A 14,799-nucleotide genomic window follows, 5' to 3' on the forward strand; every position below is an offset into this window, starting at 1 on the left:
AGCGGGTGTTGTGCGTCTAATCGGATGCACGGCGCTCCATGCGCCAGCCATAGAGCCAGTCGAGATCGGATGCGAGGTTTTGCGGAGATCGCATCTTTAAAAACAGATTGCGAGCCGTGGCGACGGGTCCGGCGGCATGCCATGCCAATCGGTTGATTGCACCTCGCTTGACAATTTTTGCGACACGCTTGCGGCGTTCACATTCCCAAATAGCCAGGGCGTTAGGTAGCTTGTCGTTGTTGGATGCAATCATTTCAGCAAGTGTGGCCGCATCCTCGATTGCCATGGCTCCGCCTTGGGCGGCAAACGGCGTCATCGCGTGCGCGGCGTCTCCGATCAGAGCAATAGCGGGGGCGGTCCATACGCGCTTGACGTCAACGGTGTGCAGCGGCCAGATGGTCCAGTCCGCAATTTGCGTGACCAGTTCGATCAAACCTGAGGCTGTTGTGCGCATCGCCTTTGCCAGATGCTCTGGTTGAGCATTGCTCGACCAGGAGTTGCCAACCTTATGGCCTTTGGTGAAAGCGACAAGATTGATTTCTCTGCCGCTGCTTACTGGATAGGTCACCATATGAAAGCCCGGGTGGAGGAACGCGGTGACGCGGTCTGTCACGGCCAATGCGGCATATCTGATGCCCGCGGGGCTCTGCGTACTGATGGTTGCGCGCCAGGCCAAATCGCCGGTGAAAATGTGCTCACTACCGGGGATGTGATGACGTACCGATGAGTGCACACCATCTGCGCCGATCAGCAGCATCCCGGCCGCATCAATGCTTTCACCATTGATATCAACCGACGCCGTTGCGCCTTCGGCATCGACCGACACTTTGCCAATTTGCGCGGATGTCGTGATCTGGACGCTTCTTTCCTTTTTAAGACGTTTCAATAATGCGCTTTGCAAATCAGCGCGATGGGCAACGAGATAGGGGCTTTCCATCTCGCCTCGGCCGCATCGCCAAGTGCTATGCTGGAGAGGGTGCGTAGCGTTGCTGCGTCTTTCAGATCGACCGCGCTTGGGCGCACAGCCATTGGCGTCAGATGCTCCAGTACGCCAAGATTGCCGAGAATATGTGTGGCATTGGGCGAAAGCTGGATGCCCGCTCCAGCCGCTTCGATGCGTGAGGCCTTCTCAAAGACCTGGACGGAAAAACCATGTCTGGCAAACGCAATCGCAGCGGTAAGGCCTGCTATACCGCCGCCGGCGATCACGATTGGTCGAGATCGCGTCATGGTCATGGGAGGTTGCGCGTCGCCGTTCAGGCAGCGCGCTCGACATAAACGCAGTCGGGCGGCAGCGTTTCAGTCGCCGTCAACTTGGGTGAAAAGCGAAAAAGCGTCGAGCAATAGGGGCAGACTTTCTCACCATCGGAACCCATATCGAGAAAGACGTGCGGGTGATCGAAAGGGGCATTCGCACCAACGCACATGAATTCCCTGACACCGATTTCGATTGCCGGATGTCCCCGATCATTCTGAAAATGGGGAATTGAACCACCAGCCATCATCTTCTCCTTTAGCTCGAACCGCTTGCGTTTGAAGCATATCCGGTCTCTTTGCAAGATAGATGAAATGAAACTGTCGTAAAACCCTGTCAGAGATTAAATTGAGCCGGATAACCGGAACGACGACGCTGGAGAATGCAGGGCCATGACTGAGCTGAAACCGGTTCAAAAAGAATTCAAGACGTCGGACGTTGATACGATTGATAGCGGAAACCCGGACCGCTTCGTCAATCGTGAGTTTTCATGGCTTCAGTTCAACAGGCGTGTTCTCGAAGAATCGCAAAACGATCGCCATCCGTTGCTTGAGCGAGATCCGCTTTCTTTCGATTTCGGCGGCAAATCTGGATGAGTTTTTCATGGTTCGGGTTGCCGGTCTTGCAGGGCAGGTGCGCGAAGGCATCATTTTGAAAAGCCCGGATGGCCGTACACCGGAGCAACAGTTGGAACAGTTGTTGCGAGAGGTCGAGCGCCTTCAGGAAGATCAGCAAAACAGCCTCACGGCACTGATGGCGCTGCTCAACAAGGAAGGCATAGAAAGTATTTCCGGCAATGCTTTGAGCAAGGATGAAAGGACCTGGCTGGAGGATCATTTCCAGCAGCAGGTTTTCCCTGTGCTGACGCCATTATCCATTGATCCGGCGCACCCGTTTCCATTCATTCCCAACCTCGGCTTTTCGATTGCCTTGCAGCTTCGCCATCGCAAGAACGGCGAAGAGATGAGTGCGCTACTACGCCTGCCGACGGCGCTGAAACGTTTTGTCAGACTACCGGACCGCAAGGGGCGTGTTCGTTTCATTCCCCTGGAAGAAGTCGTCGGCCTCTATATCGGAAAGCTTTTCCCTGGTTATGAAGTCAAAGGCGTTGGCACTTTTCGGATCATTCGAGACAGCGACATAGAGGTCGAAGAAGAGTCAGAAGATCTTGTTCGGTTGTTTGAAACGGCATTGAAAAGGCGCCGCAGAGGCTCTGTGATCCGCATTGAATTCGATGCTTTGATGCCTGAAGAGTTGCGCGAATTCGTGTCCGGTGAACTGGGCGTATCTGCCAGTCGAATAAGTGTCCTGAATGGGCCGCTGGCACTCAGCCAGATATCCGAATTCGTCTCGGTCGCGCGCGATGACCTGAAATTCGTTCCCTACAATCCGCGTTTTCCCGAACGTATCCGCGAGCATGGTGGTGACTGTTTCGCGGCAATTCGCGAAAAGGATATCGTCGTTCATCACCCGTATGAATCGTTCGATGTCGTGGTGCAATTCTTGCGTCAGGCGACGGCCGATCCCGAAGTGGTTGCCATCAAACAGACGCTCTACAGAACCTCCAATGACAGCCCGATCGTGCGTGCACTTGTCGATGCGGCCGAGGCTGGCAAGTCGGTTACGGCGCTGGTCGAACTCAAGGCGCGCTTCGATGAAGAGGCAAATATCCGCTGGGCCAGAGATCTGGAGCGGGCAGGCGTTCAGGTGGTTTTCGGTTTTCTTGAATTGAAAACCCACGCCAAGATGTCACTGGTTGTGCGCCGCGAAGATAACCGGTTGCGCAATTACGTTCATCTGGGAACGGGAAATTATCATCCGATCACCGCGCGCATCTATACCGACCTGTCATTCTTCACCACCGATGAGAAAATTGCACGCGATGTGGCGCAGATATTCAACTTCATAACCGGCTATGCAGAACCCGCACAGGAAATGTCCATTGCCTTGTCGCCTTATACATTGCGCAGCCGCATCCTCAGTCACATCACGACCGAGATTGGCCACGCCCGTGAAGGGCGACCAGCGCGCATCTGGATGAAGATGAATTCGCTCGTCGATCCCATTATTATCGACGCGCTTTATGAGGCCAGCATAGCTGGCGTGGAAATAGAACTTGTGGTGCGTGGAATTTGCTGTCTCAGGCCGCAGGTGCCGGGATTGTCGGAGAATATCCGCGTCAAATCCATTGTCGGGCGTTTTCTGGAACATAGCCGGATCTATTGCTTTGGGAATGGCCACGGTCTGCCGTCTGACGAAGCGATCGTCTACATCAGTTCGGCAGACCTCATGCCTCGCAATCTCGATCGCCGCGTCGAGTGTATGGTTGCAATCACCAACCCCACAGTGCACGAGCAGATTTTAGGGCAGATTATGCTCGGTAACATTGTGGACAACCAGCAAAGTTTCGAAGTATTGGCAGATGGAACCTCGCGGCGAGTGGTGCTCGACGAGGGGGAGGAGCCGTTCAATGCGCAGGAATATTTCATGACCAATCCGAGTTTGTCCGGACGGGGAGACGCGCTGAAGTCTCATGCACCAAAGCGCATCGCGCAATTCAAGCGCCGCAAGAAAAACGGACAAGCGACGGGTTGATGATTTCAGAGTCCCAAGGCCGGTTGCAAGACCGGCGTCCGGTGTCGATCGTTGATATCGGCTCCAACTCCATTCGTCTTGTCATCTATGAGGGCTTGGCACGCTCGCCAACGGTTCTGTTCAACGAGAAAATGCTTGCTGGTCTTGGGCGCGGCATTGTTTCGACCGGGAAACTCGATCCCGATGCCGTCACGCGTTCAATGGGGGAATTTCAGCGTTTCAAATGTCTGTCTGAACAGGTTGGTGCAGAGCAAATTCATGTTCTGGCGACCGCGGCGGCGCGTGAAGCCGTCAATGGCCCGGATTTCATTCATCGCGCCGAAGAGGTTTTGGGAACTGAAATCCGTGTGCTGAGTGGGCGTCAGGAAGCCTATTATTCGGCAATGGGCGTCATTTCGGGTTTCCACCCTGCCAATGGTATCGCTGGCGATCTGGGCGGCGGCAGTCTGGAACTGGTGGATGTCAGCAGTGAGACGATTGGCGACGGAATAACCTTGCCGCTCGGCGGCTTGCGTCTTCAGGACATGGCAGAAAATTCTCTGGCGCGCGCCGCAAAGATCGTACGCGAAGAAGTGGCTCGGGCGAAGCTTTTGAACAGCGGGCAGGGGCGAAATTTCTACGCTGTTGGCGGCACATGGCGAAATCTAGGCCGCCTGCACATGGAGGCGACAAATTACCCGCTCGGCGTCATGCACCACTATGAAATCGGGACCGAGAGTGCTGCTGCTTTCCTCAAGCAGGTCGCAAAGGGCGGTATCGAGAAGATGAAGGGGATAGACGGGGTTTCCAAGGCGCGGCGTGCTCTGTTGCCCTATGGCGCCATAGTGTTGCAGGAAATTCTGGCCGTGATGGAGCCCGAGAAGATCGTGGTATCAGGCGTTGGCGTGCGCGAGGGGTTTCTTTTTCCCTGTTGAAGGAAACCGAGCAAAAGGCCGACCCGTTGATTTCGGCCTGTGAGGAATTGGCGCGGCTGCGATCACGGTCGATCGCGCATGCACATGAACTTGCCACGTGGACTGGCAAGACCTTTGCCGCATTTGGGCTTGAAGAAACAGTAGATGAGGCGCGCTACCGTCACGCTGCATGTCTATTGGCAGATATTGGATGGCGTGCCCATCCAGAATATCGTGGACGCCAGTCGCTCAACATCATTGCACATGCGTCCTTCATTGGGGTCAATCACCCGGGCCGTGCATTTCTTGCGCTGACGAACCTGTTTCGTCACGAAGGCCTTTTCAACGAATCCGCCGCCGAACTGAAATCGTTGGCGAGTGGCCGTTACCTGGAAAGAGCACGGATATTGGCTGCAGCCATGCGTGTCGTTTACCTGTTGTCCGCAGCCATGCCGGGCGTGATGCCGCGATTGAAATGGGAAACCCGCGACGATGGAGCCCTGGCCTTGGTGATCCCTCGCTCGCTGGCCCATCTTTATGGCGAACGGCCAATTGGGCGCTTGGCGCATCTGGCGAAAATCACGAACCGCCGTTTGTCTCTGGCTGTTGAGGATGGGTCAAGTTCGCCAGTGAAGTAAAAGAAAAGGCGCTGACCGGGGCCGCGCCTTTTCCATGCCTTTATTGGACGACTTTATCCGCGCCGTCCATCGACAGACATAGAACCGGCGCCGAGAACGGCGAGCAGTAGAAAACCGCCGATAAGGCCGAGGTTTTTCTGCAACATCAAGAGTTGCATCTGGTCAGAAAAATCGAGATGCGCAATTGCGGTGGCGCCAAGCGTGAATATGGCGAGGATCACGGCCGCGATGCGGGTTTTGAAGCCGACCAGTATGGCGAGGCCGCCAACCAGTTCAACGATGCCGACCACCACTGCCGTCAGAGTTGGCAATGGCAATCCTATGCTGCCAAACCAGCCCGTCGTGGCGGAAATTGTGGTCAACTTGGCAAAGCCGGACAGAATGAACAGAATGGACAGGAGTACGCGGCCGATCAGAATAACGGCCGGTGCATTTGACGTGATGGACGTGTTGGCTGTGCCAATGGACATGACAATGTCTCCAGATGAACGATAGACGCCCATATAGACTTGAGCGTGCGTTCACTAAAGACGCCAGTTCGACGACACATTGTTCACCGGGGTTACCGCAATAATGAACTATCCGGGGTGTGTCATGTCTTCCGGTTTTACGAGCCTCTCGTAATCTTCTTCACTGACAAGGCCGGTAGCGAGTGCTTCTTCGCGCAAGGTTGTACCGTTCTTGTGCGCGGTTTTGGCAATCTTCGCGGCATTGTCGTAACCAATCGTCGGTGCCAGGGCTGTGACCAGCATCAATGAACGGTCCAGCGCCGCCTTAATATTGTCTTCCCGCGCTTCAATCCCGACAACGCAATTATCTGTAAAGGACAGGACGGCATCCGACAGCAGCCTTACTGATTGAAGGAAATTGTAGGCCATCAGCGGGTTGTAAACATTGAGTTCGAAATGCCCCTGACTACCTGCGAAGGTGAGAGCCGCGTTGTTGCCAAACACCTGAACGCAAACCTGCGTAAGGGCTTCACACTGGGTCGGGTTGACCTTTCCGGGCATAATCGACGATCCCGGTTCGTTTTCAGGCAAGGCAAGTTCACCAAGACCCGAACGCGGGCCGGACCCAAGGAAGCGAATATCATTGGCAATCTTGAACAAAGCTGCCGCCGTGGCATTGATGGCGCCATGCGAAAACACCATGGAATCATGCGCCGCCAGCGCCTCGAATTTGTTTGGTGCAGTCACAAACGAAATACTGGTGATGGCAGCGATACGGGCAGCTACTTTTTCGGCAAACCCCACGGGCGCATTGAGGCCCGTGCCAACTGCCGTGCCACCCTGTGCCAATTCACACAGACCTGGCAACGTCATTTCGATGCGTTTGATCGAGGAAGCGATCTGGGCTGCGTAGCCAGAGAACTCCTGACCCAGGGTGAGGGGCGTTGCATCCTGTGTGTGGGTGCGGCCGATCTTGACGATATGGTCGAAGGCTTTGACCTTGACCTCAAGGGCAGTATGCAGATGCTTCAATGCGGGAAGCAGATCATGGACAATCTGCTCTGCCGCGGCAACGTGCATGGCTGTCGGGTACGTGTCGTTTGAAGACTGACTCATATTGACGTGATCATTAGGATGCACGGGCTTCTTCGAACCCATGACGCCATCCAACAATTCAATGGCGCGGTTGGAAATCACCTCATTGGCGTTCATGTTCGACTGTGTGCCGGAACCGGTTTGCCAGACAACCAACGGGAAATGATCGTCGAGCTTGCCGTCGATAACTTCTTGCGCGGCCTCGATGATTGCAGCGCCAATTTTCGGATTGAGGCGCTTTAACTCCATATTGGCTTCCGCTGCAGAGCGCTTGATGATACCGAGCGCACGCACAATGGAAGTCGGTTGCTTTTCCCAGCCAATTTTGAAATTGCCGAGTGACCGCTGCGCTTGCGCACCCCAGTATCGATCGGCGGCAACTTCGATCGGGCCGAATGTGTCCGTTTCGGTTCTGGTCTTTTCCACGCTCACGATCTCACTCCGACTTACTCAGTTTGGCAACGGCCTATCGCTTTGGACAAATGCCTTCAAGTGAAGAATGAGAATGGGGCGATGCAAATCGTTTCAATTGGTGTGATGAGCATGATCTGATTTGCCATGTCACCTCGAAAGGGAGCATGCGCCGTAATTTCCTTTTCAGGATCAGGAATGAAATGTCTGGAACGCAAAAGGGCGGCAATGCTGCCGCCCTTCCACGTAGAAGATATTGTTGGCTGGATTAGAAATCCATACCGCCCATACCGCCCATGCCGCCGGGCATGCCACCAGGCATGCCGCCGCCGCCAGCGGACTCTTTCTTCGGCGTTTCCGCAATCATGGCTTCCGTCGTAACCAGCAGGCCGGCAACCGAGGCTGCGTCCTGAAGGGCTGTACGAACAACCTTGACCGGATCAACGATGCCGAGGGCGATCAGGTCGCCATACTCGTCTTTTGCAGCGTTGTAACCGAAGTTTGCGCCCTTGTTCTCAAGGATTTTGCCGACAACGATCGAGGCTTCCGCACCCGCATTGGAGGCAATCTGGCGACAAGGAGACTGAAGGGCACGACGCACGATGTTAATGCCGGCAGCCTGATCGGCATTGATGCCAGTTGCCTTGATGGCCTGTGTCGCGCGTAGAAGAGCAACACCACCGCCTGGTACGATACCTTCTTCAACGGCCGCACGGGTCGCATTGAGGGCATCGTCGACGCGGTCCTTCTTTTCCTTGACTTCGACTTCGGTCGAACCGCCGACGCGGATCACGGCAACACCGCCGGCCAACTTGGCCAGACGTTCTTGCAACTTTTCCTTGTCGTAGTCGGAGGTTGTTTCTTCGATCTGCTGCTTGATCTGGGCAACGCGGCCCTGGATCTCGGATTTCTTGCCAGCACCGTCAACGATGGTGGTGTTTTCCTTGGTGATTGACACCTTCTTGGCGCGGCCGAGCATGTTGAGGCCAACATTCTCCAGCTTGATGCCAAGATCTTCGGAAATCACCTGACCGCCGGTCAGGATTGCAATGTCTTCAAGCATGGCTTTACGACGATCGCCGAAGCCCGGTGCCTTGACGGCAGCGATTTTCAGGCCGCCACGCAGCTTGTTGACGACGAGGGTTGCAAGAGCTTCGCCTTCGACATCTTCAGAGATGATGACGAGCGGCTTGGAGGTCTGCACGACAGCTTCAAGAACAGGAAGCATTGCCTGCAGGTTCGACAGCTTTTTCTCATGGAGAAGAATATAAGCGTCTTCCAGTTCGGCAATCATCTTGTCTGGATTGGTTACGAAGTAAGGCGACAAATAACCGCGGTCGAACTGCATGCCTTCGACGACTTCAAGTTCGGTCTCTGCGGTCTTGGCTTCCTCAACGGTGATGACACCCTCGTTGCCAACCTTCTGCATGGCCTTGGCGATCATGTCGCCAACGTCTTCGTCGCCATTTGCTGAAATGGTGCCAACCTGTGCAACTTCTTCAGAAGTCTTGATCTTCTTGGCTTTCTTGACCAGATCGGCAACAACTTCAGCAACTGCGAGGTCGATGCCGCGCTTGAGGTCCATTGGGTTCATGCCAGCGGCAACGGACTTGTGGCCTTCCTGAACGATTGCCTGAGCAAGGACCGTGGCGGTCGTGGTGCCGTCGCCAGCCTTGTCATTGGTCTTGGACGCAACTTCGCGAACAAGCTGTGCGCCCATGTTTTCGAACTTGTCTTCAAGTTCGATTTCCTTGGCAACGGTAACGCCGTCCTTGGTGATGCGTGGTGCGCCAAACGACTTGTCGATGACGACATTGCGGCCCTTGGGGCCAAGTGTCACCTTCACCGCATCGGCGAGGGTGTTGACGCCGCGTAGCAAACGCTCGCGGGCATCACGGGAAAATCTTACTTCTTTAGCAGCCATTTGTTGTGCTCCTGGGCTCTACAGCCCGAAATTCAGATTGATGGTGCGATTGAGGCTGTTGGTCAGCCGACGATGCCCATGATGTCGGATTCCTTCATGATCAGAAGGTCTTCGCCATCGAGCTTGACTTCGGTACCGGACCATTTGCCAAACAGGACGCGGTCACCTGCTTTGACATCGAGCGGAACAAGCTTGCCGCTTTCGTCACGCGCACCGGAACCAATAGCGATGATCTCGCCTTCCTGTGGTTTTTCCTTGGCGGTATCAGGAATGATGATCCCGCCTTTGGTCTTTTCCTCGGATTCGACCCGACGAACGACCACTCGGTCATGAAGCGGGCGGAACTTCGATTTTGCCATTTGATTTCCTCGGTCAGAATGATGAGAAATGATTTCCTCGATCCGGCGGCGCCGGATTTGAAGTTAGCACTCTCCAACGGTGAGTGCCAAACTGCCGGTGAGATAGTCGCGCGCGCATGGCGTGTCAAGAAGCGGACCATCAGAGCTTGTCGAATTTTTAACGCTACGCGAATTTTGCATGGCTGCCATTCGCATTTATTCGATGAATAGGCCCCGCTGTGACTTGAATGATAAGCACGCTTATAATATATGCCGCTCATGGAAACTGATGGCATAGACAGGCTCGGCTTTCTTTTGCACGACGCGGCACGATTGATGCGCAAGCGCTTTGAGGCGCGTGCAAGTGGATTGGGACTTTCGGCGGCACAATGGCGGCTACTTGTGCGCGTCGCAAAGGAAGAAGGCGTGGCGCAGGCTCGCCTTGCCGAATTGCTCGAAATCGAGCCGATCAGCGTTTCGCGGCTTATTGACCGTATGGAAGAGGGCGGTTGGATCGAGCGGCGCTCTGATTCAGGCGATCGTCGTGTGCGTATGATTTTCCCGACAGACAAAGCGCGCGAAGCTTATGCCGGGGTAAAGCGGCTCGCGGGCAGCGTCTATGAAGAGGCGCTCACTGGCATGACGGATCAAGAGCGGCGTGTGCTGGTACGAGGGCTCAATTTAATGATTGCAAATTTGACCGACGGCGATGTGCCGGACTCTCAAGATATCAAGAATGCAGAAGGCTGAGCAGTATGAACGCGGTGGCGAAAGTTGACGAGAACGTAACGAAGCTTGAAATGGAAACACCAGTGATGCCGACCGCACCAGCAACAGCGGCAAGCGACGAGCGGCCAGAAGATATTCGGAAGACGACGGGCAAGCGAAAAGGCGGCCGCTTTGGCTTGATGTTGGCTTTGCCGCTGTTGCTGGTCGCTGGTGGCAGCTATGTCTGGGTTACGGGCGGGCGTTATCAGGAAACGGAAAACGCCAATCTGCGTCAGGCTCGGGTTGCAATTTCTGCCGAGACGGCAGGCCGCGTCGTCGATGTCGCCGTTGCGGACAATCAGTTCGTAAAAAAAGGCGCCGTTCTGTTTACGATCGATCCTGAACCTTATCGGATAGCTTTGGCTCAGGCCGATGCCGCGGTGGCAGGTGCCAGGTTAGGAGTTGCACAACTGCGTGCTGCATACAGTCAGGCGATGGCGGAAGAGCGGGTCGCTTCAAGCGAAGTCGACTATCTCCAGTCGCAGTTCACGCGGGCCACGGATTTGTCGAAGAAAGGCATTTCCGCAAAGTCCTCGCTGGATGAAGCACGCAACGATCTCGACAAGGCACGCCAACAGTTGACGGTGGCCGTTCAGGGCATTGCAAGCGCGAAAGCTGCACTTGGGGGTAATCCCGACATTGCAACCGACGCGCATCCAACTGTACGTGCCGCGTTGGCTGCGCGCGAAAAAGCTGTCTACGACCTTGCCCAGACTACGGTGCACGCTCCCGCAGACGGTGTCGTCTATCAGGCATCGTCATTCCGTGAAGGGCAGTTCGTAAATCGTGGCACACCGCTTTTTGCCCTCGTGGAAACGAGCGATACGTGGGTGGACGCCAACTTCAAGGAGACGCAGCTCACCAACATGAAGGCGGGTCAAAAGGCCGAAATTGTGCTCGACGCGTACCCGGACAAAACATTTGAAGCGACCGTCAAGGCGATTGGTGCGGGAACCGGTGCCGAATTTTCGCTTCTGCCGGCGCAAAACGCCACAGGCAACTGGGTGAAGGTGACCCAGCGCATACCTGTTCGCGTCGAACTGAACAACGACGACGCCAAGCTGGCGCTGCGCACTGGAATGAGCGCGACAGTAACCATCGACACAGGCGTGGAGCGTGGATTGCCGAGCATTTTCGGACATGCGACGGCTGGCGAATAATCCCGGTTTATGAAGTGAAATCCTATGATGCAGGTTGAGACCCACCGCGAGGTACCTCATCGCGGCCTGATCACGATTTCGATCATGCTGGCCACGGTCATGCAGGTGCTCGATACGACGATTGCCAATGTCGCTTTGCCGTCCATGACGGGCGACCTTGGTGCGTCGCGCGATACGATCAACTGGGTGCTGACATCCTATATCGTTTCCGCCGCCATCATGACGCCGGTGACCGGCTGGCTCTCGGACCGGTTTGGCCGCAAGGAATTATTCCTGATATCGGTCGTTGGTTTTGTAACCTTTTCGATGTTGTGCGGCGTCGCCTGGAGCCTTGAAAGCATGGTGCTGTTCCGCCTCATGCAAGGTGTATTCGGCGCCGCCATTGTGCCGCTATCGCAGACTTTTCTGCTCGACATCAATCCGAAGGAACGACACGGTCAGGCAATGGCGATATGGGGGGCCGGCATCATGGTTGGCCCGATCATCGGGCCGACACTGGGCGGCTGGCTGACCGAAAGTTTCAACTGGCGTTGGGTCTTCTTCATCAATCTTCCGGTTGGCATCATCGCTTTTCTTGGTATGGCAGTCTATCTGCCAAGCATTGCCAAACGCGCCCGCGGTTTCGACTTCTATGGGTTTGCCATGCTGTCGCTGGGCGTTGGTGCGCTGCAACTCATGCTTGACAGGGGCGGCGATGCGGACTGGTTTTCATCCGTCGAAATCTGGATTGAGTTCGGCTTGGCTATCACCGGTTTCTGGATGTTCGTTATTCACACACTGACTGCCAAAAATCCTTTCATCGACCCGAAAATCTTTCTCGATCGCAACTTCGCGACGGGTCTGGTGTTCATTTTTGTCATCGGCGTGATCTTGCTGGCCAGTCTGGCGCTGCTGCCACCGATGTTATCGACGATCTTTGGTTATCCGACGACGACAACCGGCATTGTGATGGCTCCGCGCGGTGTTGGCACGATGATTTCAATGCTGGTTGTCGGGCGCATCATGCACAGGGTGGATGCCAGACTGCTTGTCGTCATCGGCTTGTCGCTGACTGCGCAATCGCTTTACACCATGTCGGGTTTTTCACCTCAGATGGATGATTGGCTGATTGTGAGTTCCGGCATTGTGCAGGGCTTGGGATTGGGATTGGTGTTCGTACCGCTGTCCACCGTGGCCTTTGCAACACTTGATGCCCGCTATCGCACCGACGCAACGGCATTGTTCAGCCTGGTGCGAAATGTCGGCTCATCAATTGGCATCTCCATTGTGTCGGTAATGTTGACGCGTAATTTGCAGGTCAATCACGCTGAGCTTTCGACATCCATAAATCCGTTCAATCCGAATCTGTGGGCTGCTTCTCCGGCAGCAGCGGGGGTGACCCGGTTGCCTTGTCACAGATCGATGGGCTCGTGAACATTCAGGCCTTGATGATCTCATATGTCGATGATTTCAAATTGATGATGATTGTGACGCTGATGGCGCTTCCTCTTGTATTCCTGTTACGCAAGCCAAAAATCAAGGCAGGCGCGGGTGGACCGCCTGCCGCTCATATGGATTGAGGTGAGATGCAAAAAGCTCGCGAAACCATGATTTCGTGCGGTATTTGGGCGGAAAATCGCGGCGCACTTTTGGGCGACATGCACTAACTGCCCAGCACGAGGCTCCAGTAGCGCCAATCGGCTTTTTTGCGTCGCGTGTATAGGCAAGGCCAAAACGCGTAAAACGCGGGTCCAGAATGTTGCGGCGGTGAGGCGCGGAATGCATCCACATGTCAAACAGTTTTGATATGTCCATGCGTCCTTCGGCAATGTTTTCGGCGGCTGCGCCCGTTATGCCGTTGACTTTGACCCGTGACGAAAAATCCTTGCCCCATCCGGTCGTGTGAACCATGCGTCTGGCATTCGCCATATAGACACTCTGCTGGAGCGCAGCCTGCTCCAATTGTCTGTCGGCAACCATAGTTGCCAGCCCACTGGATCGGCGGATCGCGGCCAATTCGCTTGTGGCCGAGGATGAAACGCCTGCACCATTGCCACTCGGCACGATGGTTCCACAACCTGCCAGTGCGAAAAGAGCCGCCAGACTTCCGGTTGTCAGCACCACCCGGCGATCATGGCGAAATGCGACGGTAGAAATTGGCTTCATGAGTTTCGTCCTTTTCATCACCAAGCCGTCTGATAGGCGCAATCATGGTTTTTGGCGGGCAGGGGCCCAATCTATCCATATTTTCACATGCTGATCGCAAATGATTGATTACCTGGAGGCTCTGCGTGACGACAATTTTCGTGAAATCTGCTATGGTCGCCGTCCAGTCAGGAACTGTCAGCCAAGGGCGGCTACAAGGTGATGACCGCCCATTCACGGGAGTACGGTCATGGCCAATTTTCATGTTATGGCGGACGCGCATGGAACGCATGTGCGGCCAAAAATCCGAAAGATCAGCACCGCGGACATCAAGGAGGCCTTGCGCCTCGGTGCAGAGGATTTCTGGGCGAAGCCGTCGCATTATGTCTTTTTGTGCCTGATCTATCCGATTGTCGGGATCATCTTGACGCGATGGTCATCGGGCTCTGACGCCATCCAGTTGGTCTATCCGCTAATGTCCGGTTTTGCGCTGTTGGGCCCTTTCGCAGCAATTGGCCTATACGAAATCAGTCGCCGGCGCGAGCGCGGCATGAATACATCATGGCGCCACGCGCTTGCCATTCGCCGTTCGCCCGCTCTGCCGTCGATTGCGGTGATCGGCATCATGCTGTTCGCCTTCTTCCTGCTTTGGCTCTACACCGCACAATCCATCTATACCGGTCTTTTCGGCGATCAGCCGCCCGCATCCTTCAGCGGTTTCCTGAATGAAGTGCTGACGACACAAAAGGGCTGGATGCTGATCCTGCTCGGCAATGTAACCGGGTTGATTTTTGCGGTCGTGGTTCTGGCAACGACCGTGGTGGCGTTTCCATTGTTGATCGACCGAGACGTTGGCGCTGTAGCTGCCATTGAAACATCTGCACGCGCAACATTTGCCAACCCTGTGCCAATGGCACTTTGGGGGCTTACAGTCGCAGTCCTGTTGTTCATCGGTTCATTGCCGCTGTTTGCTGGCCTTGCCATCGTCATGCCCGTGCTTGGTCACGCAACATGGCATCTGTACCGCAAGCTGGTTGAGCCTGAGGAAGCCAAGCGGCTGCCACCTATGTAGATCTGCCAGCTTTCAACAATGAACATAAGCGCAAAGAAAAACACCCCGCGCGTGGGCGGGGCGTTTTCAAGGTCAGT

The 14,799-nt window shown here is 55.2% G+C and carries 11 protein-coding genes and 3 pseudogenes; 6 read left to right on the plus strand and 8 right to left on the minus strand.

From position 1 onward, the window contains the following. Positions 1-16: 16 nt before the first annotated feature. Genes AC0L7S_RS16920 through AC0L7S_RS16930 form a run of 3 tightly spaced genes read right to left on the minus strand, consistent with a single transcriptional unit; the run spans position 17 to position 1,502 of the window. The gene (locus AC0L7S_RS16920; RefSeq protein ID WP_473472080.1) at positions 17-886 is read right to left on the minus strand and encodes an FAD-dependent monooxygenase; all 870 of its coding nucleotides are present in this window, start codon (positions 884-886) and stop codon (positions 17-19) included. Continuing rightward, positions 883-1,236: an NAD(P)-binding protein gene (locus AC0L7S_RS16925; protein ID WP_473472081.1), complete on the minus strand. Its 354-nt coding sequence runs from the start codon at positions 1,234-1,236 to the stop codon at positions 883-885. The genes AC0L7S_RS16920 and AC0L7S_RS16925 overlap by 4 nt, the downstream gene beginning before the upstream one ends. A 20-nt stretch (positions 1,237-1,256) precedes the next feature. Beyond that, positions 1,257-1,502, minus strand: coding sequence for a zinc-finger domain-containing protein (locus tag AC0L7S_RS16930; protein ID WP_473472082.1), 246 nt, complete (start codon positions 1,500-1,502; stop codon positions 1,257-1,259). A 145-nt stretch (positions 1,503-1,647) separates the two neighbouring features. Here AC0L7S_RS16930 and AC0L7S_RS16935 point away from each other — a divergent pair. Together AC0L7S_RS16935 and ppx are read left to right on the plus strand one after the other, a co-directional pair. Further along, positions 1,648-3,850 (plus strand): annotated as a pseudogene (locus tag AC0L7S_RS16935) (RNA degradosome polyphosphate kinase). Next, positions 3,850-5,381, plus strand: a pseudogene (gene ppx / locus AC0L7S_RS16940) (exopolyphosphatase). Before AC0L7S_RS16935 ends, ppx begins: the two co-directional pseudogenes overlap by 1 nt. A 53-nt stretch (positions 5,382-5,434) precedes the next feature. Here the strand turns inward: ppx and AC0L7S_RS16945 are convergent. From AC0L7S_RS16945 to groES, 4 genes are all read right to left on the minus strand, one after another. Continuing rightward, the gene (locus AC0L7S_RS16945; protein ID WP_473472083.1) at positions 5,435-5,851 is read right to left on the minus strand and encodes a DoxX family protein; all 417 of its coding nucleotides are present in this window, start codon (positions 5,849-5,851) and stop codon (positions 5,435-5,437) included. A gap of 108 nt (positions 5,852-5,959) precedes the next feature. After that, complete coding sequence (gene fumC, locus AC0L7S_RS16950; protein ID WP_473472084.1) at positions 5,960-7,357, minus strand: class II fumarate hydratase; 1,398 nt, start codon at positions 7,355-7,357, stop codon at positions 5,960-5,962. A gap of 247 nt (positions 7,358-7,604) precedes the next feature. Then, a complete protein-coding gene (groL, locus tag AC0L7S_RS16955) occupies positions 7,605-9,260 on the minus strand; it encodes a chaperonin GroEL (protein WP_473472085.1) in 1,656 nt (551 codons plus the stop codon). Between the two features lie 62 nt (positions 9,261-9,322). Next, on the minus strand, positions 9,323-9,619 hold the full coding sequence (groES, locus tag AC0L7S_RS16960; RefSeq protein WP_473472086.1) for a co-chaperone GroES: 297 nt from the start codon (positions 9,617-9,619) through the stop codon (positions 9,323-9,325). A 258-nt stretch (positions 9,620-9,877) separates the two neighbouring features. On the opposite strand from groES, the gene AC0L7S_RS16965 reads away from it, so the two are divergent. The 3 genes and pseudogenes from AC0L7S_RS16965 (at position 9,878) to AC0L7S_RS16975 (ending at position 13,085) form a co-directional block, all read left to right on the plus strand. Next, the gene (locus tag AC0L7S_RS16965; RefSeq protein ID WP_473474340.1) at positions 9,878-10,348 is read left to right on the plus strand and encodes a MarR family winged helix-turn-helix transcriptional regulator; all 471 of its coding nucleotides are present in this window, start codon (positions 9,878-9,880) and stop codon (positions 10,346-10,348) included. Between the two features lie 5 nt (positions 10,349-10,353). Then, entirely contained in the window at positions 10,354-11,526 is a 1,173-nt protein-coding gene (locus AC0L7S_RS16970; protein WP_473472087.1) for an HlyD family secretion protein, read from the plus strand. Between the two features lie 24 nt (positions 11,527-11,550). Next, a pseudogene (locus AC0L7S_RS16975) lies at positions 11,551-13,085 on the plus strand (DHA2 family efflux MFS transporter permease subunit). Here the strand turns inward: AC0L7S_RS16975 and AC0L7S_RS16980 are convergent. Next, positions 13,042-13,671 carry a CAP domain-containing protein gene (locus AC0L7S_RS16980; protein ID WP_473472088.1) on the minus strand — a complete coding sequence of 210 codons (630 nt, stop codon included), beginning with the start codon at positions 13,669-13,671 and terminating at the stop codon, positions 13,042-13,044. The pseudogene AC0L7S_RS16975 and the gene AC0L7S_RS16980 sit on opposite strands and share 44 nt — an antisense overlap. A 229-nt stretch (positions 13,672-13,900) precedes the next feature. Between AC0L7S_RS16980 and AC0L7S_RS16985 the strand changes: the two genes are divergently transcribed. After that, on the plus strand, positions 13,901-14,722 hold the full coding sequence (locus AC0L7S_RS16985) for a DUF2189 domain-containing protein (protein ID WP_473472089.1): 822 nt from the start codon (positions 13,901-13,903) through the stop codon (positions 14,720-14,722). The last annotated feature ends 77 nt before the right edge of the window (positions 14,723-14,799 follow it).

Source organism: Mesorhizobium sp. G2-6-1, assembly GCF_055809095.1.